The sequence below is a fragment of the Paenibacillus glycanilyticus genome, from assembly GCF_023715145.1.
In the GTDB taxonomy this organism is placed as follows: domain Bacteria; phylum Bacillota; class Bacilli; order Paenibacillales; family Paenibacillaceae; genus Pristimantibacillus; species Pristimantibacillus glycanilyticus_A.
The window spans coordinates 157,830-178,544 of record NZ_JAMBNP010000012.1; the positions used below are offsets into that span (position 1 = coordinate 157,830).

19 protein-coding genes are annotated in these 20,715 nt (G+C 50.9%); 17 read left to right on the top strand and 2 right to left on the bottom strand.

Annotation, left to right across the window (positions count from 1 at the left end; translation table 11 throughout):
- Nucleotides 1–71 precede the first annotated feature (71 nt).
- Nucleotides 72–1,037, top strand: coding sequence for an ABC transporter substrate-binding protein (locus M3194_RS25735; RefSeq protein ID WP_251656999.1), 966 nt, complete (start codon nucleotides 72–74; stop codon nucleotides 1,035–1,037).
- A gap of 121 nt (nucleotides 1,038–1,158) precedes the next feature.
- Entirely contained in the window at nucleotides 1,159–2,025 is an 867-nt protein-coding gene (locus tag M3194_RS25740) for a YitT family protein (RefSeq protein WP_251656960.1), read from the top strand.
- A 5-nt stretch (nucleotides 2,026–2,030) separates the two neighbouring features.
- Here the strand turns inward: M3194_RS25740 and M3194_RS25745 are convergent, their stop codons facing one another.
- On the bottom strand, nucleotides 2,031–2,762 hold the full coding sequence (locus M3194_RS25745; RefSeq protein WP_251656961.1) for a glycerophosphodiester phosphodiesterase: 732 nt from the start codon (nucleotides 2,760–2,762) through the stop codon (nucleotides 2,031–2,033).
- A 170-nt stretch (nucleotides 2,763–2,932) separates the two neighbouring features.
- On the opposite strand from M3194_RS25745, the gene M3194_RS25750 reads away from it, so the two are divergent.
- The 11 genes from M3194_RS25750 (at nucleotide 2,933) to M3194_RS25800 (ending at nucleotide 15,828) form a co-directional block, all read left to right on the top strand.
- Complete coding sequence (locus M3194_RS25750) at nucleotides 2,933–3,271, top strand: metal-sensitive transcriptional regulator (protein ID WP_251656962.1); 339 nt, start codon at nucleotides 2,933–2,935, stop codon at nucleotides 3,269–3,271.
- Nucleotides 3,272–3,291: 20 nt separating this feature from the next.
- The gene (locus M3194_RS25755) at nucleotides 3,292–3,492 is read left to right on the top strand and encodes a copper ion binding protein (RefSeq protein WP_251656963.1); all 201 of its coding nucleotides are present in this window, start codon (nucleotides 3,292–3,294) and stop codon (nucleotides 3,490–3,492) included.
- 280 nt (nucleotides 3,493–3,772) lie between these two features.
- Nucleotides 3,773–4,672 (top strand): hypothetical protein, encoded by a 900-nt coding sequence (locus tag M3194_RS25760; RefSeq protein WP_251656964.1) that lies wholly within the window; start codon nucleotides 3,773–3,775, stop codon nucleotides 4,670–4,672.
- A 66-nt stretch (nucleotides 4,673–4,738) separates the two neighbouring features.
- A complete protein-coding gene (locus tag M3194_RS25765) occupies nucleotides 4,739–5,479 on the top strand; it encodes a GTP cyclohydrolase II (RefSeq protein WP_251656965.1) in 741 nt (246 codons plus the stop codon).
- Between the two features lie 78 nt (nucleotides 5,480–5,557).
- Nucleotides 5,558–6,934, top strand: coding sequence for an AraC family transcriptional regulator (locus M3194_RS25770; protein ID WP_251656966.1), 1,377 nt, complete (start codon nucleotides 5,558–5,560; stop codon nucleotides 6,932–6,934).
- Between the two features lie 227 nt (nucleotides 6,935–7,161).
- The gene (locus M3194_RS25775; protein WP_251656967.1) at nucleotides 7,162–8,685 is read left to right on the top strand and encodes a response regulator transcription factor; all 1,524 of its coding nucleotides are present in this window, start codon (nucleotides 7,162–7,164) and stop codon (nucleotides 8,683–8,685) included.
- On the top strand, nucleotides 8,682–10,475 hold the full coding sequence (locus M3194_RS25780) for a sensor histidine kinase (RefSeq protein ID WP_251656968.1): 1,794 nt from the start codon (nucleotides 8,682–8,684) through the stop codon (nucleotides 10,473–10,475). The genes M3194_RS25775 and M3194_RS25780 overlap by 4 nt, the downstream gene beginning before the upstream one ends.
- Before the next feature lie 19 nt (nucleotides 10,476–10,494).
- The gene (locus M3194_RS25785) at nucleotides 10,495–12,057 is read left to right on the top strand and encodes a response regulator transcription factor (RefSeq protein ID WP_251656969.1); all 1,563 of its coding nucleotides are present in this window, start codon (nucleotides 10,495–10,497) and stop codon (nucleotides 12,055–12,057) included.
- Between the two features lie 92 nt (nucleotides 12,058–12,149).
- Complete coding sequence (locus M3194_RS25790) at nucleotides 12,150–13,868, top strand: type 2 periplasmic-binding domain-containing protein (protein WP_251656970.1); 1,719 nt, start codon at nucleotides 12,150–12,152, stop codon at nucleotides 13,866–13,868.
- Between the two features lie 77 nt (nucleotides 13,869–13,945).
- The gene (locus M3194_RS25795) at nucleotides 13,946–14,905 is read left to right on the top strand and encodes an ABC transporter permease (RefSeq protein WP_251656971.1); all 960 of its coding nucleotides are present in this window, start codon (nucleotides 13,946–13,948) and stop codon (nucleotides 14,903–14,905) included.
- Between the two features lie 20 nt (nucleotides 14,906–14,925).
- Entirely contained in the window at nucleotides 14,926–15,828 is a 903-nt protein-coding gene (locus M3194_RS25800; protein ID WP_251656972.1) for a carbohydrate ABC transporter permease, read from the top strand.
- Between the two features lie 331 nt (nucleotides 15,829–16,159).
- Here M3194_RS25800 and M3194_RS25805 read toward each other — a convergent pair whose 3' ends face one another.
- The gene (locus tag M3194_RS25805; RefSeq protein ID WP_251656973.1) at nucleotides 16,160–16,303 is read right to left on the bottom strand and encodes a DUF6254 family protein; all 144 of its coding nucleotides are present in this window, start codon (nucleotides 16,301–16,303) and stop codon (nucleotides 16,160–16,162) included.
- Between the two features lie 129 nt (nucleotides 16,304–16,432).
- Between M3194_RS25805 and M3194_RS25810 the strand changes: the two genes are divergently transcribed.
- From M3194_RS25810 to M3194_RS25825, 4 genes are read left to right on the top strand one after another with little or no spacing between them, the layout of a single operon-like run.
- Entirely contained in the window at nucleotides 16,433–17,962 is a 1,530-nt protein-coding gene (locus M3194_RS25810) for a spore germination protein (RefSeq protein WP_251656974.1), read from the top strand.
- Nucleotides 17,963–17,991: 29 nt separating this feature from the next.
- Nucleotides 17,992–19,167 carry a Ger(x)C family spore germination protein gene (locus tag M3194_RS25815; protein WP_251656975.1) on the top strand — a complete coding sequence of 392 codons (1,176 nt, stop codon included), beginning with the start codon at nucleotides 17,992–17,994 and terminating at the stop codon, nucleotides 19,165–19,167.
- A 1-nt stretch (nucleotide 19,168) separates the two neighbouring features.
- Entirely contained in the window at nucleotides 19,169–19,402 is a 234-nt protein-coding gene (locus tag M3194_RS25820; RefSeq protein ID WP_251656976.1) for a hypothetical protein, read from the top strand.
- A gap of 1 nt (nucleotide 19,403) precedes the next feature.
- Nucleotides 19,404–20,702 (top strand): GerAB/ArcD/ProY family transporter, encoded by a 1,299-nt coding sequence (locus M3194_RS25825; protein ID WP_251656977.1) that lies wholly within the window; start codon nucleotides 19,404–19,406, stop codon nucleotides 20,700–20,702.
- Nucleotides 20,703–20,715: the final 13 nt, after the last annotated feature.

Here is a 20,715-nt window from a genome sequence, read left to right on the forward strand (position 1 = left end):
AGGACTTATAAAACCATATCAAAGGGGAGATTTCGGTGAAGAAGTTTACGGCAGTGCTGCTTGTGACGTTAATGGCGGTTGTTATGTTGAGTGCCTGCGGTTCGGACAACTCGAATTCGGGAAGCAAGTCCAGCGGCAACAACGGCGGGACCAAAGCGAGCGGGGAGAAGATTTATATTCCGATTATCTCGAAAGGGTTCCAGCATCAATTCTGGCAGGCGGTCAAATCCGGCGCGGAGAAGGCGGCAACCGAATTCAACGTAGAGATTACGTTTGAAGGCCCGGAGACCGAATCGCAAGTGGATAAACAGATTGAGATGCTGCAGGCGGCGCTCGACAAGAAACCAAGCGCCATTGGTTTTGCCGCACTCGACAGCCAGGCTTCGGTTCCCCTTCTTCAAAAAGCGAAGGATGCGGGCATTCCGGTGATTGCCTTCGACTCCGGCGTAGACAGCGATATCCCGGTTACAACGGCATCGACGGACAATTTGGCTGCAGCTGCCCTTGCCGCCGACAAAATGGCGGAGCTGATCGGCAGCGAAGGCGAGATTGGCGTAATCGTCCATGACCAGACCTCCGTTACCGGCGTGGACCGCCGCGACGGCTTCGTGAACCGGATTAAAGAGAAATATCCGAACATCAAGATTGTCGATATTCAATACGGCGGCGGCGACCACCTGAAATCGACGGACCTTGCCAAAGCGATGATCCAAGCGCATCCGAATATTAAAGGCTTCTTCGGCGCAAACGAAGGCTCCGCCGTAGGCGTAATCAACGCCGTAACCGAGCTGAAGAAGGAAGGCCAAATTACGGTAATCGGCTTCGACTCCGGAAAGGCGCAGCTTGACGCGATCAAGAGCGGCGTGATGGCCGGAGCCATCACCCAAAATCCGGTAGGCATCGGGTACGAAACGGTGAAAGCGGCAGTAGAAGCCATCCGCGGGGAAAAAGTCGAATCGACGATCGATACGGGCTTCTATTACTACGATAAGTCCAATATCGACAGCGACGAGATTAAAGCGGTCTTGTACGAATAAGAGCAAAAAAATAGCAGCCGGGTGTCATATAAATGGACGCCGGCTGCTATTTTTTTTGATTCGGATTTTTGAAAAGATCTTAGTATTGTGTTAGGCTAAAAAGAAAAGGCTGGAGGTCACGATGGCAAAAGCGCATAAAAAATTATCTGCATTAGAGATGTTAAAAAGGGTCTTTTTTATCACGATCGGGTCTGTATTAATGGGTGTAGCACTGGAATTATTCCTCGTACCTAATGATGTTATCGACGGTGGAATCACCGGTATTTCCATTATGGTATCCGAATTAACCCACTTGCCCCTTGGTCTATTCATCTTCCTCTTGAACATTCCATTCCTGTTCATCGGCTTTAAACAAATCGGCAAAACCTTTGCCATTTCCACGTTATACGGTATCGCGGTTATGTCTATTACCACACAGCTGCTTCACCATGTTCATGCTTTTACGGAAGAAAAACTGCTCGCCGTTCTGTTCGGTGGTATCATTCTTGGTGCCGGCGTAGGTCTGGCGATCCGCTTTGGCGGTTCCCTCGATGGCACGGAGATTGTTGCGATCCTCGCATCCAAAAAGTTCGGCATGCCGGTCGGGCAGATCATCATGATCGTAAACGTATTTATCTTTATTCTCGCCGGTTTTGTGTTTGAATGGAATTCTGCCATGTATTCGATGGTTACTTATTACTTGGCGACGAAAGTCATGGACATCGTTGTTGAAGGTATTGAGGAATCGAAATCCGTTACTATTATTTCGAGCGCGTACGAAGAAATCGCCGAGACCATTATGACTCGTCTAGGCCGAAGCACGACGTATATTCAGGCACGCGGCGGTTATTCCAGAGAAGAGACGCAAATGGTTTATTGCGTGGTCAGCCGTCTGGAAGTTGCGAAGCTGAAAGCGATTGTGCATGACATTGATACAAGAGCCTTTATCGCGATCGAAAATGTCGCCGACGTACAAGGCGGCGGCTTTACGAAGAAAAGCATCCATTAAGCGGATTAAAGCTTGCTTAGAGCGGCAGTGAGCCGGTCCGGGTAATCGGTAATGATGCCTGCGACTCCCGCTTGGATCAGGCGATGCATCTCGGCCGGTTCATTCACGGTAAACACGTTGTAGATCACGCCATGCTGGGCGGCTTCAGCGACCCAGTCCGGCAGCACCGCATAATGCGAGGCATGCAGGGCGGCTGCTCCGATCGACAAAGCATATTTCCACGGGCGGTATAAGCCTTCCATGTACAAAATACCTGTCGGAATGTCCGGCGCAAGCCGCTTGCATTCGATCAGCGAGTAATGATTGAAGCTCGATAGGATAACCTGATCCTCCATCCCGTAAGCACGAACGGTTTCGATAACCTTTTGCTCCATTCCGGGGTAAGGTACGATGCCGTTTTTTAGTTCGATGTTGATGAAGGTCCCCGTCTGTTTGGCAAGGTCAAGCAGCTGCTCAAGCGAAGGAATCCGTTCATCCTTGAACGCGGGAGAGAACCAGCTTCCGGCATCCAGCTGCAGCAGCTCCTCGGATTGCGTTTCAGCGACAAGCGCGTTTACGCCTGCTGTACGTTTCAGCTTCTCATCATGGATGAGCACCAGCTTGCCGTCCTTGGTCATTTGCACATCCGTCTCGATCCCTGTCGCGCCAAGCGCGATCGCCTTCTCGAAGGCGATCATCGTGTTCTCCGGATAGCTGCCGGAAGCTCCCCGGTGCGCATAATTCACAAGTGTTGTCATAACCGTTCTCCCACTCCCATCCCCATCATAAAATTGAATTAATTTTACTTTACTTCTGATTTGTTTGCGGCATATTAATCTCGATTATATTTATGCTGAAATTGCGGATTGCATACCCCTAGGGGGTATGATATGATAAGATTAAGCCATACCCCCTGGAGGTATTTAAGATGATTGAACAAGAGAAGACCCCGCATTGCCATACCGATCAGCCGGACCAGCAAGGCGCCGAGCGGAAGAGTCATCATTCGGATAAAATGAAATCCAATCTCGTATCCCGCTTAAACCGGATTGAAGGTCAAATCCGCGGCGTAAAGGCGATGATCGAGAAGGATACGTATTGCGATGATGTGCTTAACCAGATCGCTGCCGTGCAGTCGGCGCTGAACGGCGTAGGGAAGCTTCTGCTGGAAGGTCATCTGAAAAGCTGTGTAATGGAACGCATTCAGGCGGGAGAAAGTGAAGTTATTGACGAGCTGCTCGTTACGGTAAATAAATTAATGAAATAAGATCGGGAGGGATTAAGGTTATGGCAAATGCAACGTTGAAGGTAGAGGGCATGTCCTGCGGACATTGCGTAAGCGCAGTAGAGAAGGCGGTTACCGGAGCTGGCGCAACCGGTTCGGTTGATCTGGCTGCAGGCAAAGTAACCATCCAGTACGATGAGAAGAAAGTATCGCTTGATGCAATCAAAGGCGCTATCGAAGATCAAGGCTACGACGTCGTTTAATAGCTAGTCAGAATAGTGAGGCGTTGTCAGCTCCGAAGGAGTCTGGCAGCGCCTTTTTATGCTAGTTGGCTCAACCGCCTATTTACGAATGAACGTGTGCGGTATCATCGTTAAGCAAGGCAATATGCTCATTGTCCGCATTACCATACACATTTAATAAAAGCCTCGAAACCCGCTTCTTCAAGAGGGTTTCGAGGCTTTTTTGCGCTTCCGCAGATGATTAGCAGATACCGGCTGTGGGTATATTGTTAGGGATAAATGGAAGGAGCGTATCCGTAACATGCAACGAAAACGCAGAAATCGACACCGCAAATTACATATTGGACTTATGGCCGTTTTATTATCCGCCGCTTATACAACCAGCAACACAGGTTGGGCGGCTTCCAATTCTGCCTCAGCGTCAGGTTCAGTCTTCAGTCAAGCTGGCACACGTCTGGCGGACGACGAGTCCTCCAGCCATCATCACCATGCTCATGAGGAGCATAACCAAAGCGCCACCGTACAATGGAGCTTCTCCCCGAAGCAGCCGCAAGCGGGCAAGCCTGCGGCTATTCAGCTTGCGGTCGCGGATGCTAAGGGACAACCTGTTCGAAGCTTCTCTCTTAACCACGAGAAGGAGATTCATCTGATCGCGGTGAGCAGCGATCTGAGCGAGTTTCAGCATCTGCATCCCGTGGATGACGGAACTGGACATTTTACGGTGGATACCATCTTCCCGAATGGTGGAGCCTACAAGCTGTTTGCCGATTTTATCCCGGCAGGGGGAAGCCATCAGGTAGCGGACACGGAAGTGGAAGTTGGCGGTAAGACTGCACCCGCCGTGCCGCTTGTTCCGGACAAGCAGCTCGTTCGGATGGTGGCCGGCACACAGGTAACTCTCCACCCCGGTCAACTGCAAGCAGGCAAGGAAACCTCCCTCGCCTTCTCCTTCAAGGACGCCGCAACAGGTAAACCCGCAGAGGATATGGAGCCCTACCTCGGTGCGGCCGGGCATGTCGTGATTATCAGCGAAGACTTAACGCAATATCTACATGTCCATCCGAAGGATGGGCAGACGGCGGGGCCGGAAGCTTTATTCGAGACGGAATTTCCTGTTCCCGGCTTGTATAAGGTATGGGGCCAGTTCCAGCGTCATGGCGATACTTTTATTGCTTCTTTTACAATAAAAGTAGGGGAATAAGCATAGCTGCCGCGACCCTTGAGCAACCTAGGTCAATAATGGAAGCGAAGGGATGGTTTGTGAGTCATGAATGAGAAAGTGATCTCGATATTGGAAGGTAAAATCCGGCATGTCGACACCGAGGATGGGGAGATTTATCTGGTTGGTCCCATTAAGCTGCCGGTTAATTTGGATGACGAGACGGTTATTTTCCATTGGTATTGCTGGCTGCTCTGCAAGGAGGAAGTAGATAAGCTCGAAGATATTATACATAAGCTGTCCGGCGCTAACCTTGCTGAAATGCAACAGTCGAGCGTGCTGGTTTACGGTGATTTCGAGAATGCCGACGAGGCATTTATTCGGATGCACAGCATTTGCCATACGGGAGATATATTCGGCAGCAAACGCTGCGACTGCGGCTACCAGCTGCATCAATCGATGAAGATGATTGCGGCGCAGGGGGCGGGAGCGCTCTTTTACCTGGCTAATCATGAAGGGCGCGGCATTGGGCTGTTCAGCAAAGCAATGGCTTATCTGCTTCAGGAGGAGGGCTTCGATACGGTTGAAGCGAACCTGAATTTGGGCTTTGTTGACGATGCGCGCAATTACGGCGATGCGATACGGGTACTGCGGGCCCTGCGGCCAAAGAGCAAGCCGGTTACGCTTATCACGAATAATCCCCGCAAGCTGGAGGCGCTGCGCGCCGCCGGTCTTGATGTAGCCGACCGGATTCCGCTATGGGGCGATGTATCGGAGTATAACGAGAAATATTTGCAGACCAAGATCAACCGTTCGGGTCATCTCGTCAGCGGCTGTCCGGAACAGTAGGTCTTAAAGAGCATCGTCCCCAATAACTAAGTTCTGTGATATAATCCAAGGAAAAACGCTGGAAGCGGGGCGGATCGCGTGACTTGGCAGACGAATCGGGACGGGGAAGTACCGGAAGTGAAGCGCGAAATCGCTCTTGAGAACTTTCGGCTGGCGTTTCAGCTGGTCGGCACGCATTGGCGGACAGTGGATAAAGGCTGGTCTTACGCGGAGCATCAGCATCCGCTGCTAGAGCTGAATGTTGTGCTTCAAGGCAGCCAAGCAGCCATGGTGTCCGGCCAGGAATATATCCAGAACGCGGGTGACCTGCTGCTGATCCGGCCGGATGAGCTCCATCGGTGCCGTAATGCGGCAGAGGAGCCGATGACTTATTTTGCCCTTCATCTGGATGTCGACGATCCGGATCTATATGATTTGCTTGGCAGGATCGAGCAGCATCTGTTCCATGCGGACTCGCCGATTGTACGGCAGTTAATGCCTCATATCGAAGAATTGATGGAGATCTGCTCGGCCGATTCGGACTACGATATGAGTAGACGGCTTGATATCCGGATAAAGGTGATGCAGGTTTTGCTGATCCTTACGATGGAAGCCAGAAGCTTATCGCAGCCGCATCCGGGACGAAGCGGAAGGCCGCATGGCGAGTATTCCGTCCCCTTATTGCGTCACCGGGAACGGATTTCGCTGGAGAAGAAGGTACAGAGGTTATTTTCCGCGCCATACATGCGGGATGACCAGAGGGATGAGGCGACGCTGCCTTCCTTCCGCTGGGCGGGCGTATTTACGCTCCAGATCGACGATAAAGCTTTCTGGCAGTCCACGGACCGCTTCTGGATGAAGGAGCAGCTGACGGAGGATATGAGGGAGCTCGGGACGGTCGTTGTTATTGAAGACGGACCGTTTATGAGTGCTGCGGTATTGACCGCGAGGCATACCGTTCCGAATATGGAAGAGATCGTTTTGAAGAAAAAAAGAACGCTCGAAGAAAGGCTTCGCATTCCGATCAAGCTTGGGTTTGGCGGCATTACGGCAGCGGTATCGGAGCTCCGCTCCTTATACCGGAACAGTCTTCGCCAGCTTGGCCATGCGGGGGAAGAGGACGAGGAGCTGCTCCGCTATGAGTTTGTCAGCCGCATCATCCGCTCGGCGATGCAGATTATCGAGACCGAGTACGGGGATAAAGAGCTGTCGCTGGTCAAGCTTGCGAAGCGGCTTGGCGTGACTCCGAACTATTTAAGCGGACAATTCAGCGCTCAGACGGGGGCGACCTTTACCCATCACCTGACAAGCATCCGGATGCGCCAGGCCATCCGGCTGATGAGGGACACGAATATGAAAATATATCAGGTTGGCGAGCAGGTCGGGTATGCGGATCATGCCTACTTCAGCCGTTTATTCAAAATGACGGTAGGGGTAAGTCCCGCCAAATACCGTCTATCCCAGCAATCATCCTGAATCTCTCATAGACTTGCAGCAGCCTTCGAAGAATTCGGGGGCTGAATATTTTTAAAGCGAAACGTAGGCTTCATATCCTTGGGGAGAGACCATTCACACTTTAGTAAACGCTTACATATTACCTTAAAATAATCCAACAAATCATATGTCTGTCACATTGCTGATGGTTTTCCCCTATGTGACACTGGGTTTAGATGAAGATTAACGCCTGAAAGGTGGTGCTCCCCATGTATAAAGTGCTGGTCGTCGATGATGAACCGTTCATGCTGGAGGGCTGGAGGACGATGGTGGATTGGGAGGCGCATGGCTTCCAGCTTTGCTGGGCGGTATCGGACGGCAAGGAAGCGATGGAGATGATGGAGCAGGAAGTTCCCGATCTCGTATTTACCGATCTTCAGATGCCCGTGATGGATGGACTGGAACTGATCAGGCAAATGAAACGAAGCCATAGGCTTGAGAATATAACAACGGTGATCGTCAGCGGCTATTCGCGGTTTGATGCTGCGCAGTTCGCGATCCGTCATCAGATTGAGCAGTATTTGTTAAAGCCGTTAATAGAGGAAGAGATCCATGAGCTGCTGAATACGCTCCGGATAATGCTTGATCAGCGTAAATCCGCGGAAAGCCTCGCAAGCGAAAAATTGTCTGCCGTATTTGCCAGAGCGCTGCAGGAGGAGTCGGAGGAAGCGCGTGCCTCGCTGCTGCAATTACTGGATTGTCCTCCCGATGCGATTGGAAGACTGATACTCGTGGACACCGGGAAAGCAGCCCCGGCCAAGGAGGAGTTCGAAGCGATTGCGGCCGGATTGCTTTCCGGTTGCGGTTGTGTAGAGGATACCGCAGGATTGGCAGGACTGCTGGTCTGGTCGCGGCAAACGGATAGCGCGGATGCCGGGCTGGATTCGGATATTCGAAGGATCGCGGCAAGGCTGGCAGGCGAGTGGCCATTATGCTCGATCTATATCAGCGGAAGCACGCGGGGATGGAAGCAAATAAGGCAATTGCATAAACAGCTGCTGGAGCTTCGCAGACGAAGTCTGTATAAGGGACAGCCCGGTATTTACTGGCATGAACAAGCTCTTGAACCGGCTCACTGGCGGTGGGGGGATGCGGCAAGCCGGGCATCGGCTTTGCTGATGGCCGCAGAATGCAATGATATTGCTGCGATCGAGAGTGCCGCTGGCGCATTAGCCGAGTTCATTGCAGGGACAGCCGAGCCGGCAGACAGCATGGCAGCATGCTTGTCTTATCTGCAAGGCGGATTGCTGCGCTCCTATCATAAGGCGGGCGGCGATCCGGTTCATCCGCCGGACTGGATGCTGACGGAGTACGCGCGGCATGCGAATGTACGGGAGCAGCTAACGGAGGTTTGCTTGAAGGCTGCCGGGCAAATGGAGGAGCTGAACAACAAGCGGCCGGAAGGAAGGCTTCAGGATGCCGTTGCTTATGTGACCGCCCACTACCGGGAGAAGCTGCAGCTTAAGGATCTGGCGGAGCTGTTCAGGCTCAACCCGGTCTATCTGGGCCAGCAGTTCAAACGGGTAACCGGTTATTGCTTTAACGATTACATGCATCTCCTGCGGATCAAGGAGGCGAAGAAGCTGCTGCTTCGAACCGATTTGAAGGTGTCCGCCATCGCCAGTGAGCTAGGTTATCACAGCACGGAATATTTCGGCTCGGTCTTTAAATCCCTTACGAAAGTGTCGCCTTCGGCTTACAAATCAAACCAAAAAGGGGATTGGCTAGGGTGAAGATTTCGAATAAAATCAACGATATTCCCCTGAATCTGAAGTTTCTTATGATCTACTTGTTATGCATCCTCATCCCGATTATCGGCATCAACGTGTTTTTCTACCAGCAGAACTCGGACAATATCCGGATACGCGAGCAGGAGAACCTGCGCAAGTCGATGGACCGTGCGGCAGCGGAGCTGCACAGCATGATTGACGAGAGCGTTGCGGTCAGCCATTCGATCGAAGGCGATGATTCGCTGAACGAAGTGCTGGACAAAACGTACGACAGTCCCGTCTCATCCTATGAAAGCTATGACAGCGTCCTTCGCAATAAGCTGAAGCGTTATATGCCGGTATATCCGAACATCCTGGAGCTCCGGATTTATACGTATAACCGGTCCATTCAGACCGGAAGCAATTATTATGTCATTAACCAAAAGGAAGTGAACAGTCCTTGGCTGTCGCCAATCCTGAAGCAGCCCGGTCACGCATTCCGCGTGGTCGCTTATACCGAGACGTCCGGGACGACGGGCCCTTCCAAGAAAATGAGCGTCATCAGCGACATGGACCAAGGCTTCAGCATCGTAAAGCCGCAATACCGGAAATTCCTTCGAGTCGATCTGAACGTGGACAAAATCTACGATATTTTGTCCAGGGAGAGCGACAGCCTGCGGCTTGAGCTGGTCAATGAACATAATGAGATCGTCGCGGAAACGGGGGACCATGGCAAGCCGGTCTATGCCGCGGATACGGCGGATTGGGGGACGGATGAGGTATTTGTGTCTAACCTTGGCACAGTCAGCTATGTGCAGGGCTGGAAGCTGGTCGGCCGGGCAAATAATGACCGGATTACCGGTCTCCTCGACGAGGCGAGGCGGTCAATTCTATGGCTCGCGGTGATCAGCACGCTTATTCCTTCGCTCCTTATTTTCGTGATGCTCCGTTCCTACCATTATCGGATTAAAAAGCTGGCCCGCCATATGGACCGCGTGCGCAATGAGCGGTTTGACCAAGTGATGCTGCCCGAAGGAAAAGACGAGATTGGCGGGCTTATTAACGCCTACAATATGATGACCAGAAAGATTAATACGCTGATTAATGACGTCTATAAGCTGGAAATTCATCAGAAGAGCCTCGAGGTCGAACGGGTGCGGATGGAGATGAACATGCTCCAGAGCCAGATGAATCCGCATTTCCTGTTTAATACGCTGAATGCGCTGCTCGTTGTGGCGACGAAAAACGGCTACAAGGATGTCACCGAAATTATTAAAAGCCTGTCGCTTCTCCTGAGGAGGCTGCTCAGACGGGCGGATGATCTGGTGCCGCTTAAGGAAGAGCTGCAATTCACCCTTATGTATTTGCAGATTGAGAAATTCCGGTTTGGCGACCGGTTTGATTACGTTATGGATATTGATCCGCACGCAAATGAAATCAAGGTGCCGATCATGAGCATTCAGCCGCTTGCCGAGAATGCCTGCAAGCATGGGCTGCAGGCGATTAAAGGCGGAGGTATCGTCCGTATTGAAGCACGGATGTCCGAACGGGGGCTAACCGTCTCCGTAGCCGACAACGGAATTGGCATGGAGCAGGCTTTGCTTGACCGGCTGCAGCAGGCCGTCCGTTCGGAGGAGGCAATGGAAGGTCATGTCGGTCTGCGCAACGTGTACCGCAGGCTGGAGCTTTTCTACCACGAGAGCGTGCAGTTCCGGATGATGAGCGGACCGGAAGGCGGACTAACTGTCAGCTATCAGATTCCGCTTCAACAGCTTGAGCACACGCAGACGAAGCCGCCGGGAGCCGCCTCATAGAATCGAAAGGGGGAGCAAGATGTACCGCGTTCTGCTTGTTGATGATGAACCGTTTGCGATAGAAGGGCTGCAGTTATTGATTGACTGGGAGAAGAATGGGTTTGAGGTGGAGGCGGTATGCGGGGATGGCGAGGAAGCGGCCCGCTTGATCCGGGAGTCGAAGCCCGATCTGGTTGTGACCGATATTCGGATGCCTTTTATGGATGGATTAGAACTGATCACTCAGATGAGATTGGAAGGACATAAGCAGACAAAATTCGTCGTCATGAGCGGCTACAGCGATTTTGAATATGCGCGAAGAGCGCTTCATCTCGGCGTCTCCCACTATTTGACGAAGCCGATTATGAGCGACGAAGCAGATGAAGTGCTGGAGAGCCTGAATAAAGTATTGGGGGAAGAGGGCCGGAAGAAGCGGGCGGTTTGGTATAATGAGCGCTTCTCTCGGCGCCGGGCTTTATCGGCATTCATCCGCGGCGAAGCGTTATCGGACGAGGAACTGACTGCCGTTGACCGAATTTCCGCGGAGGCTGGCTGCTGGGCGTATATCCATGTGGAGCTGGAGGAATCGGTGCTGGCCGCAGCCTTAGAAGCCGTCGAGAAGATGCTGGAATCCGGAGCGAGAGCGGAAGGAACGCCAGGGGGTTACATTCTTAATCAGGAGATCGCCTCCTTTGGTCTTATCTGCAAGCTTCGGGAAGACAACAAACCGGCTTTGCGGGAAATCGCGGAGCTTGTCTATGAGCAGATTCGGAAGGCGGTGAATGGCGGCTTCAGCCTGGTCGTCGGAAGCGCCGTGAGCGAGCTGACCGATATTAGCGTCTCCTTCCGCCATGCGATGGAAGCGAGCTCCTACCTCTTTTTTGACCGGAAGCAGGGGCCTCTCTACTACGAGGAGATCAAAGAGCAGGGCTTTGGTTATGATTCGCATCTGTGGGGTGCGGCTGAAGGGATCATCGAGGCAGTGGAAACCAATAACGAGCTGCAGATTATCGAGCGGCTGCAACGCATCTTCGATCATTTTGCCGGGCAAATGACGATGCCTTCCCTGATCTCTGCTTTCGCAACTCATATCATGGTGCAGTGCTCCGGCATCTGCAAAGAGCTTGGCGGCGATGCGGATCGGCTGCTCGAGAGGACCGGCTCCCCGCTTGCCGGGGTAAATGAGCAATCCTTGCTTAAGCTGCATGCGTTCTTGCTGTCCTTCTGCTTGATGTGCCGGGAGGAGCTGGCGGCTCTTCGAAGCAGGCAGCAAGGAGGGACGATTGCCAAGGTAGAAGAATATTTGCGCGTGCATTACCGCGAGTCCGTTACGGTCAAGGAAATTGCGGAAATTTATTTTATGAATCCGGTCTACCTGGGCCAGGCTTTTACGCGAAAATACGGGGTCAGCATTCACGAATATATTCATCATCTGCGCATGGACGAGGCGAAGGAGCAGCTGCACAAGAAGGAGATTTCCGGGGCTGCGCTTGCGGAGGGTCTTGGCTACTGCAGCTATCAGCATTTCCTGAAGCAGTTCGAGAAGCGTTACGGGATGAAGCTCGCCGAGTATAAAAAAACAATAACAGACCTTAAATCATAGGGGGATAATGCTTAACTCTGATTATGATGTAAACGCATACATCTGCTTCATAATGAAGAAGCAAGCACACAACTCGTAGGAGGAGAAGCAAAATGGGGGTTAAAGCAAAGAAGCCATTATTGACAACAGCGGCAGTCGCACTCGCATTAAGCATAACCGTAATGGGCTGCAGTAACGGCAATAACGGCGGCGAGAACAGCGGCGCATCTGCAGCACCGTCTAACGCGGCAACAAACAGCGGTAACGCAAGTCCGGAAGCAACGGAAGAAGCGCTGAAGCCAATTGAGATTTCTGCGTTTATCGGTGCACCGGGACAACAGCCTACAGCAGACAACAAGCTGTTCAAGAAGATTAAAGAGGATCTGGGCATTACATTCAAGCCGGAGTTCCTGGTCGGCGATCTGGAGCAGAAGCTTGGGGTTATGATTGCCGGCGGCGATTATCCTGACTTGATTACAGCGAATCCGAAGCTTGTAACATCCGGTGCCGTTATTCCGCTTGAGGATCTCATTGAACAATACGCTCCGAAACTGAAGGAGCATTACGCGAAATATTGGAACAGAATGAAAGACCCTTCTGACGGCCATATTTACTGGCTGCCGAACTACGGCGCTTATCAAGGCGATGTGAATGAAACTTATTACAGCGGTCCGGCATTCTGGATTCAAAAAGCGGTCCTGAAGGAGTTCGGCTATCCGAAGCTGCAAACGCTTGACGAATACATGAAGCTGATCCGCGATTACCAGGCGAAATATCCGGAAATCGACGGTCAGAAAACGATTGGCTTTACGACGCTTGCTTCCGACTGGCGGACCTTTGGTCTCTTGAATGCTCCCGAGCATTTGACCGGCCATCCAAATGACGGCGGCGTAGTGGTAGACAATGGCGTAGCAAGCGTGTTTGCGACAGCTGACTTCTCGAAAACCTACTACAAAGAATTGAACAGCCTGTATAACGAAGGGCTAATGGATAAAGAGGCATTTACGCAAAACTATGACCAATACCTGGCGAAGCTTACTACGGGCAGCGTGCTTGGCATGTTTGACCAGCATTGGAACTTCCAAACGGCCGAAGACTCCTTGAATACGCAAAACAAGTCGGACCGCACGTATGTAGGTTTCCCGCTGGTATATGACACAAGCATCAAAGACTACTACCGTGACCGCGCGGTTATCAACTTGAACAACGGATTTGGTATCTCCGTGGACGCGAAGGATCCGAAGCGTATTATCCAAGCACTTGAACAGCTGATGGACGAGAAATACCAGAAGATGTTCACTTGGGGCGAAGAAGGCGTCGACTATCAAGTTGGTGCTGACGGGAAATATACTCGTACTCCTGAGCAACGCAAAAATTATGAAGACCCGGCTTGGAAGCTTGCAAACTTGGGAGATGGTATTTTCGGTTACCTGCCTAAGCTTGAAGGTACGCTGAGCGACGGCAACGCAACAACGCCAGGCGGTGACCCTCAGGAGTTCTACGACAGCTTGAAGGATGTCGATAAAGAAGTTCTGAACGCTTACGGACATAAAACATGGACCGAATTCTTCTCGATGCCGCAGGATAACCCGGTTTATTACCCGGCTTGGCAAATCGACCTGATTGACGGTTCGGATGCTTCGATTGCAAACAAGAAAATGACGGATGCCTCGCTCAAGTTCCTGCCTAGAGCGATTATGTCGAAACCGGATCAATTCGATAAAGTATGGCAGGACTACGTGGATGAATATAAGAAGATCAATGTAAAAGCATACGAAGACCGCATTAACGAACAGATTCAATGGCGTATTCAAAACTGGACCAGCCAGTAATACAGACAGCAGAAAGCGGAAGGGATGAAGCAGACTGCCTCCCCCTTCCGCTTTATCTTTGGAGCGGAGGAAGAGAAATGGCCAAACCTGTTGACGCATTAGCTGCAAAGGCTACTGTCCAGCCGAAAAAGACTCGTCGTAAATGGTTCAAAAACCAGAGTCAACTGATGTGGATGTCCCTGCCCGTACTCCTGTATGTCATGCTCTTCTCGTATTACCCGATTTGGGGCTGGACCATGGCATTTCAGAACTACAGACCTGCCAAATCGTTTGCCGAGCAGGAGTGGGTAGGATTAAAGCAATTCAAGTTCTTGTTTACCGATGACGGCTTTTTGCGCGTGCTTCGCAATACGATTGGCATGAGCGCCATTAATATGATACTAGGTTTCGTAACCGCTATTATTTTTGCGATATTGCTTAATGAAGTGAAGAACAAGCTGTTCAAACGTTCGATTCAGACCATTTCGTATTTGCCGCATTTTCTGTCATGGATTATCGTTACGGGCATTGTTGCAAGTTCTCTTTCCGTAGACGGCGGTATCGTCAATGAGGTGCTGATCAAGCTTGGCTTTATTAACGAGCCGATCCTGTGGCTTAGCGAGCCTAAGTATTTCTGGGGTATTGTTGGCGCATCGCATGTCTGGAAAGAAGTCGGTTGGAATGCAATCATCTATTTGGCGGCGATTACGTCTATTGATCCATCGCTGTACGAGGCGGCAGAGATCGACGGAGCTAACCGTTATCATAAGATGTGGTATATAACCTTGCCGGGCATCAAGTCTATCGTCATTATTTTGCTCATCATGAACCTGGGCTGGATTCTCGAAGCGGGCTTTGAAGTGCAGTACTTGCTTGGCAACGGCGTTGTTGTGGACTGGTCGGAGACGATCGATATCTTCGTTCTGAAATACGGACTCAAGCAGGGCAACTACTCGCTGGCCACCGCGGCAGGCATATTCAAGACCGTCGTCAGCATTACGCTTATCTATGCCGCGAACACGATAGCGAAGCGATTCGGCGAGGAAAGGCTTATTTGATAAGGAGGGGACAGAATAGCATGAGAAAAAGAACACTTCAGCTTGAGCCGGCTATCTTTAATACAGTAAATGCGATTATCATGTTGATGCTGGCCGTTGTTACGCTCTACCCCTTCTTGAATACGCTTGCCGTATCCTTTAATGCGGGGCTTGATACGATTCGGGGCGGCATCTACATCTGGCCGAGAATATGGACGCTTCAGAACTATAAGGCCGTATTCATAACAGGGACAGTATTTAACGCATTCTATATCTCGGTTGCCCGTACGATATTAGCTACGGTGCTCAGCTTGTTCCTCACCACGATGCTGGCGTATACCGTCAGCAGGAAGGAATATACATTCCGTAAGCCGATTACCATTATGATCGTCATGACCATGTACTTCAACGCGGGGCTGATCCCGTATTACTTCCTGATCAAGGATCTTCACCTGCTGAATAACTTTCTCGTGTATATCGTTCCGGGTCTGGTCAGCGCCTTTAATATGATCGTCATTCGCACGTACATCGGGACGCTGTCGGAGAGCTTGATTGAATCGGCAAAGGTAGACGGAGCAGGCGACTTCCGCGTCTTCATGCAGATTATCCTCCCGTTATGCCAGCCCGTTCTAGCAACGGTCGCCTTATTCGTAGCGGTAGGGCAGTGGAATTCCTGGTTTGACACCTTCTTGTTCGCTTCATCGAAGCAGGAGCTCAGCACGCTCCAATACGAGCTTATGAAGCTTCTCTCGTCGGCGATGAATTCGAACAGCAACCCGGCGCTTCAGAACGGTGCCGATCCGAACGCGGCCAAAGCGATGGTTACTCCTCTCTCCATCCGCGCATCCATCACGATTGTCGCATCCGTGCCTATCCTGGTCGTGTACCCGTTCCTGCAAAAATACTTCGTAGTTGGCATGCAGCTCGGCAGCGTAAAAGAATAAGCTTCACGTCAAAAAGACCATCCTATGGGATATCCTATGGGATGGTCTTTTTGCTGCGGTTAAATGGCCTGAAAGCACTTCTAATTTGTAGCTGTAAGGCTGAGACCAGCAACAGATAAATGGTGTGGTTTTAAATGTGTGAAAGGCGCTTCCGAAGTAGCTTTCATGCAGAAAGCTTTTAGTGCGCCTTTGCCCCCGAATTTCATCCGCACCAGGCGGAATAAATTCGAAGAAATTCGGGGCCAGCAGCGATCGGAAGGACGTTATTTCCGCGGAGCGGCTATCCACCTTACTACCACCAAAGCGCGAATAAGCGCAGCTAACTCACCTTTTAATAAATCTCTACATCGTTAGGATTACTGCGCCCAACTTCTTTACTCAACTCATCGAATGATTTCACTTTGCCATGGGTTGGATGCTGCGTATGCTTGCGTTGCTTCCACGCGTTCTCTCTGCGGTTTTTCGGCGATGTCATGGACAATTACCTCCCTTCATAAGCAATAGGTTGGCGTTTTGAGCGGAGAATCATGCAGAAGAGATCGCTTATCATAATTTAGGCGAAATAGGAAATGATAACCTCTAATAATGAACGGTGGTGACAACAATGCCTACGAAAGCGAAAAAAGCGAAAAGCTTGCCCGAAGGGCAATTGGATCATCACGCCATTGATGAATTCGAGGATGTTCCCATTCGCTCAAACATAGAAGAGAACAACAAAATTATGGAAGAGCTGTTCAAGGACAGCTCGGATATCGTTCTCCGTAAATTTGAAATCGAGAACGGTCCCAAAGCGCTGCTCTGCTATGTGGATGGAATGGTAACGACAAGTGCCGTTGATGATGCGTTAAAGGCGCTTATGATCCTCGAGGGCGATGCATTTACCATTGACCGCATTACCGAGCAGACGCTTCCGGTTGCGCAGGCTTCCAAGATTCAGTTCTACAAAGAGCTCCTCACCAACCTTTTATCGGGAGACAGCGTCCTGTTTGTAGACGGGCAGGATACAGCGGTATGTCTGGGGCTCCGGGGCGGTATACGACGCAGTGTTGCCGAGCCGGAGACCGAAACCGTTGTACGCGGGCCAAGGGAAGGCTTTAACGAGCATCTTCGAACGAATACGTCGCTTGTACGAAGCAAGATCAAGTCGCCTCGGCTGAAGCTGAAGTCCTTCGTGATCGGGACAGAGACAAACACAAATGTGATTCTTGCTTATATGGCCGGAATTGTAGATCCAAGGCTGCTGGAAGAGGTGGAGAACCGCTTAAGCGACATCAAGATCGACGGCATTCTGGAAAGCGGTTATATCGAGGAGTTTATCCAAGATCAGGGCTATTCTCCATTTCCGCAAGTACAAACGACGGAGCGTCCCGATACGGTAGCAGCCGCCCTCCTGGAAGGCCGTGTTGCCGTAATGGTCGACGGAACCCCATTTGCGCTCATTGCTCCATTTGGTTTTTGGCAGTGGCTGCAGGCAAGCGAGGATTATTATGAGCGATTCATGGCCGCTACCTTATTGCGCTGGCTTCGATTAGCAAGCTTGTTTATCGCTTTGCTTTCGCCGGGGCTGTATATTGCGGTCTCTACGTATCATCCGGAGATGATTCCGACGAACCTGCTGCTGAGCATCGCGGCTTCGCGTGAAGCGATACCTTTCCCTGCGGTAGTAGAGGCTCTCATCATGGAGCTGGCGTTCGAGGCGCTGCGGGAAGCGGGCATTCGGCTGCCGCGCATCGTTGGCCAAGCGGTCAGTATTCTTGGAGCACTGGTTGTTGGTCAGGCAGCGGTGCAAGCCGGTATCGTATCGGCGGCGATGGTTATTGTCGTATCCATGACGGGTATCGCTTCCTTTACGCTGCCGAGGTACAATGCCGCGATTTCGATTCGGCTGCTGCGTTTTCCCATCATGCTGCTCGCTTCGATCTTTGGTCTTCTTGGGATCATGATCGGCGTTATGGTTATTGTAGGTCATTTATCGAAGATCACAACCTTCGGGGTTCCTTATCTTGCCCCGGTAACGCCGGTAGAGCTCTCCGATTTGAAGGATGTTATGGTGCGTGCACCATGGTGGAAAATGAACAAGCGTCCGAAATACTTGGGTAATAATAACGTTCGCCGTCAGCGCCCGCAATCCTGATAAAACAGAAAGGAGTGTCCCATACGGCTATGACGAAAAGCAAATGTTGGCGCGTGTTTTCCATAACTGTATGCATGGGGTTGCTCCTTGTCCTTACGGGCTGCTGGGACCGCCGCGAAATCAATGACGTTGCGTTTGTGCTGGCCAGCGCGATTGATAAAGAAGGAGACAATATCCGAGTAAGCGTGCTTATTCCGCTTCCGGGCAATATGGGAAGCACTGGCGGCGGCGGCGGCTCTGGCGGTCAGAAGCCGTTTGCCATTAAGACGGAAACAGGAAAAACCGTGCGCGAAGCAGTCTCGAAGCTTCAATTCCGCCTCCCGCGGCATCTATTCTTTGGCCATCGGCGTGTCATCATCATTGGCGAACAGCTGGCGAGAGAAGAAGGGGTATCCACCATCTTCGATGCGGTTACCCGAACACCGGAGAACAGGCTAACCGCCTTTATCGCTATCTCTGAAGGCAAAGCCCAGGATGTGCTTAACGCTGATACGCGCCTCGAACGTTTCTCGGCTGAATCGATGAGGGAACTGCTTCAATCGGAAGCGAGCGTACGCATCACACTGAAGGATGTAATCGGGAAAATAATTTCAATAGGAGAAGATGCGTTCTTTCCATACATCGAGAAAGTGAAAACGAAGATAAAAGGCCAGGAATCGGAAGACGTGTTGATTGAAGGTTTTGTCATGACGCATAACGGTAAAATGACCGGAACAATAAAAGGGAATGCGGCAATTGGTCTTCGGCTGCTCAATCATTCGTTCCGCAAATATGATGAAACGTTTAATGATGAAGGCAACTTTATGACGATAGCGATTACCGAAGCACAAATCAGCATTAAGCCGGTGATGAAGAACGGCGAGCTATCCTTCCGAATTCATTCGATGGTGAAAGCAAGCGTGAATGAGGACCGTAATTTGGATAGGAATTACGATGATTACGAGACACGTCAGAGAATCGAAAAAATCGTTGCGGAGCGCGTGGTGGATAATATTAAGCTCGCTATAGAAAGCATGCAGAAAAGCAATTGCGACGCCGTTGGTTTTGGCCTGCAGGCATACCGTGCTTATCCGCAAGCTTGGACCAATCAATACCGCAGGGATTGGGGGACGATCTTCCCGAAAATCGAGTTCGAAGTGACGGCAAAGGCTAACTTGTTCCGCCTGGGCATGAGCAGTAAGAACCTGGGAAGGAAGGAGCAATAGGATGGATATCGGGTTTATTGCGTTAACGATCATTCTTCTCATCGGTACGGCTAAGGTCAAATGGAAGAAGATGAAGAGTACTTCAAGCAAAGCATTGTTTTTCACGATTGCAGGCTTGATTGCCTTATTAATCGTGATCTGCATCAATTATAAAAACTACTCCATCATGAGCATCCCCTTTGTACGGGTAATGGTGATGAGTATGTATAATCTGATGAGAGGACAGGGGGGCTAGTATGCAAGACCGCATGAAGGTTTCCACGCTCCAGATGGCGCTGCTTGTCGGTTCGCTGCTTATTGCTTCTAATATGAATACGATGCCGACTGCGATCACGATGGCAGCTGAACAGGATGCCTGGTACGCTTATCTTTTCCCGATCCCGTACGGTATTGGAATGGCTTACCTGATGTGGAGGCTGGCTCGTTTCAGTCCGGGTAAAAACATGTACGAAATCATGCAGCACTCCTGCGGCAAATGGTTCGGGGGGCTGCTGAACGGGATCCTGATCGCCTATTTGTCCTTAGACCTAATCAGCCAGCTTCGGATCTACAGCGACTTCTTCAGCTCTTCCATTCTGCTGCGGACGCCGCAAATCTATATTCTGCTGATGACGATGCTGCTGCTCGTGTATTACGCGGGAGGCTCCATGGAGCACTTGTTCCGGACGAACGTGGTATTTATTGCCCTGTACCTTTCCCTCTACATGTTCACGCCAATATTCCTGCTCAATGAGATTGACATGAACAAGATAAAGCCGTCTCTGAGCAGCGGCATATTCGAGCCGTTAAAAGGGGGAGTGCTGGCGCTGGGCTCCTTCACGGATCTTATAATCTTCGGCGCCTTTCTGCATCATGTAAGAAGACCGCGCGATGTATATATTGCGATGAAGATGGGCGTGATCTACTCCGCTTTCATGCTTACGGTCTGGTTATTTTGCGTGGTCAGCGTAATTAGTCCGATTCTCTCTTCGCGGATGTTATATATCGGCTGGATTCTTGTGCAGCAGATACATATTACAGACTTCCTGGATCGAATCGACTTGTTCCTGATCTCCTTGTTCGTTCCGGTCCTGCTCATTAAATTCGCGGCGCTTTATATTGCCATCTTGACCGGGATTGCTTCCTATACGAAGCAGAAAAAATTCGACTTCATCAATCTCCCCATAGGCATCGTATTTACGATCCTCGCGGCGATTACGTTTGATAATACGGATGAAGTATCGTTATTCTACGCTTTTGGCATTCTGCCGATCTCGGTTGGCGTTCAGATTCTGTTTCTAGCGGGTTTATTTATAGGACTCGGGGTAAGGAAGAAGAAAAGCATGCCTTCGGATATGAAGATAAACGGCTACAGCATTGGGATCTGGCTGACGCTGGCGGGGGGGATGGCCTCTATTATATCAGGCGTGATGGTAGGCAATCAGCGGGGGTATTACGGAACAATCTGCGCGAGCTTATTCGTTTGCTTCCTTATTCTGTGTGTTTATTTGAGTATTAGAGAGTACACCGCAAGCCTTCGTCGCAGCAAGGTCTAGAAATGGATAGCGG

Coding starts and splice junctions, on each gene's coding strand:
- M3194_RS25735 (WP_251656999.1), top strand. CDS start 72: ATGGCGGTTGTTATGTTGAGTGCCTGCGGTTCGGACAACTCGAATTCG.
- M3194_RS25740 (WP_251656960.1), top strand. CDS start 1,159: ATGGCAAAAGCGCATAAAAAATTATCTGCATTAGAGATGTTAAAAAGG.
- M3194_RS25745 (WP_251656961.1), bottom strand. CDS start 2,762: ATGACAACACTTGTGAATTATGCGCACCGGGGAGCTTCCGGCAGCTAT.
- M3194_RS25750 (WP_251656962.1), top strand. CDS start 2,933: ATGATTGAACAAGAGAAGACCCCGCATTGCCATACCGATCAGCCGGAC.
- M3194_RS25755 (WP_251656963.1), top strand. CDS start 3,292: ATGGCAAATGCAACGTTGAAGGTAGAGGGCATGTCCTGCGGACATTGC.
- M3194_RS25760 (WP_251656964.1), top strand. CDS start 3,773: ATGCAACGAAAACGCAGAAATCGACACCGCAAATTACATATTGGACTT.
- M3194_RS25765 (WP_251656965.1), top strand. CDS start 4,739: ATGAATGAGAAAGTGATCTCGATATTGGAAGGTAAAATCCGGCATGTC.
- M3194_RS25775 (WP_251656967.1), top strand. CDS start 7,162: ATGTATAAAGTGCTGGTCGTCGATGATGAACCGTTCATGCTGGAGGGC.
- M3194_RS25785 (WP_251656969.1), top strand. CDS start 10,495: ATGTACCGCGTTCTGCTTGTTGATGATGAACCGTTTGCGATAGAAGGG.
- M3194_RS25790 (WP_251656970.1), top strand. CDS start 12,150: ATGGGGGTTAAAGCAAAGAAGCCATTATTGACAACAGCGGCAGTCGCA.
- M3194_RS25795 (WP_251656971.1), top strand. CDS start 13,946: ATGGCCAAACCTGTTGACGCATTAGCTGCAAAGGCTACTGTCCAGCCG.
- M3194_RS25800 (WP_251656972.1), top strand. CDS start 14,926: ATGAGAAAAAGAACACTTCAGCTTGAGCCGGCTATCTTTAATACAGTA.
- M3194_RS25805 (WP_251656973.1), bottom strand. CDS start 16,303: ATGACATCGCCGAAAAACCGCAGAGAGAACGCGTGGAAGCAACGCAAG.
- M3194_RS25810 (WP_251656974.1), top strand. CDS start 16,433: ATGCCTACGAAAGCGAAAAAAGCGAAAAGCTTGCCCGAAGGGCAATTG.
- M3194_RS25815 (WP_251656975.1), top strand. CDS start 17,992: ATGACGAAAAGCAAATGTTGGCGCGTGTTTTCCATAACTGTATGCATG.
- M3194_RS25820 (WP_251656976.1), top strand. CDS start 19,169: ATGGATATCGGGTTTATTGCGTTAACGATCATTCTTCTCATCGGTACG.
- M3194_RS25825 (WP_251656977.1), top strand. CDS start 19,404: ATGCAAGACCGCATGAAGGTTTCCACGCTCCAGATGGCGCTGCTTGTC.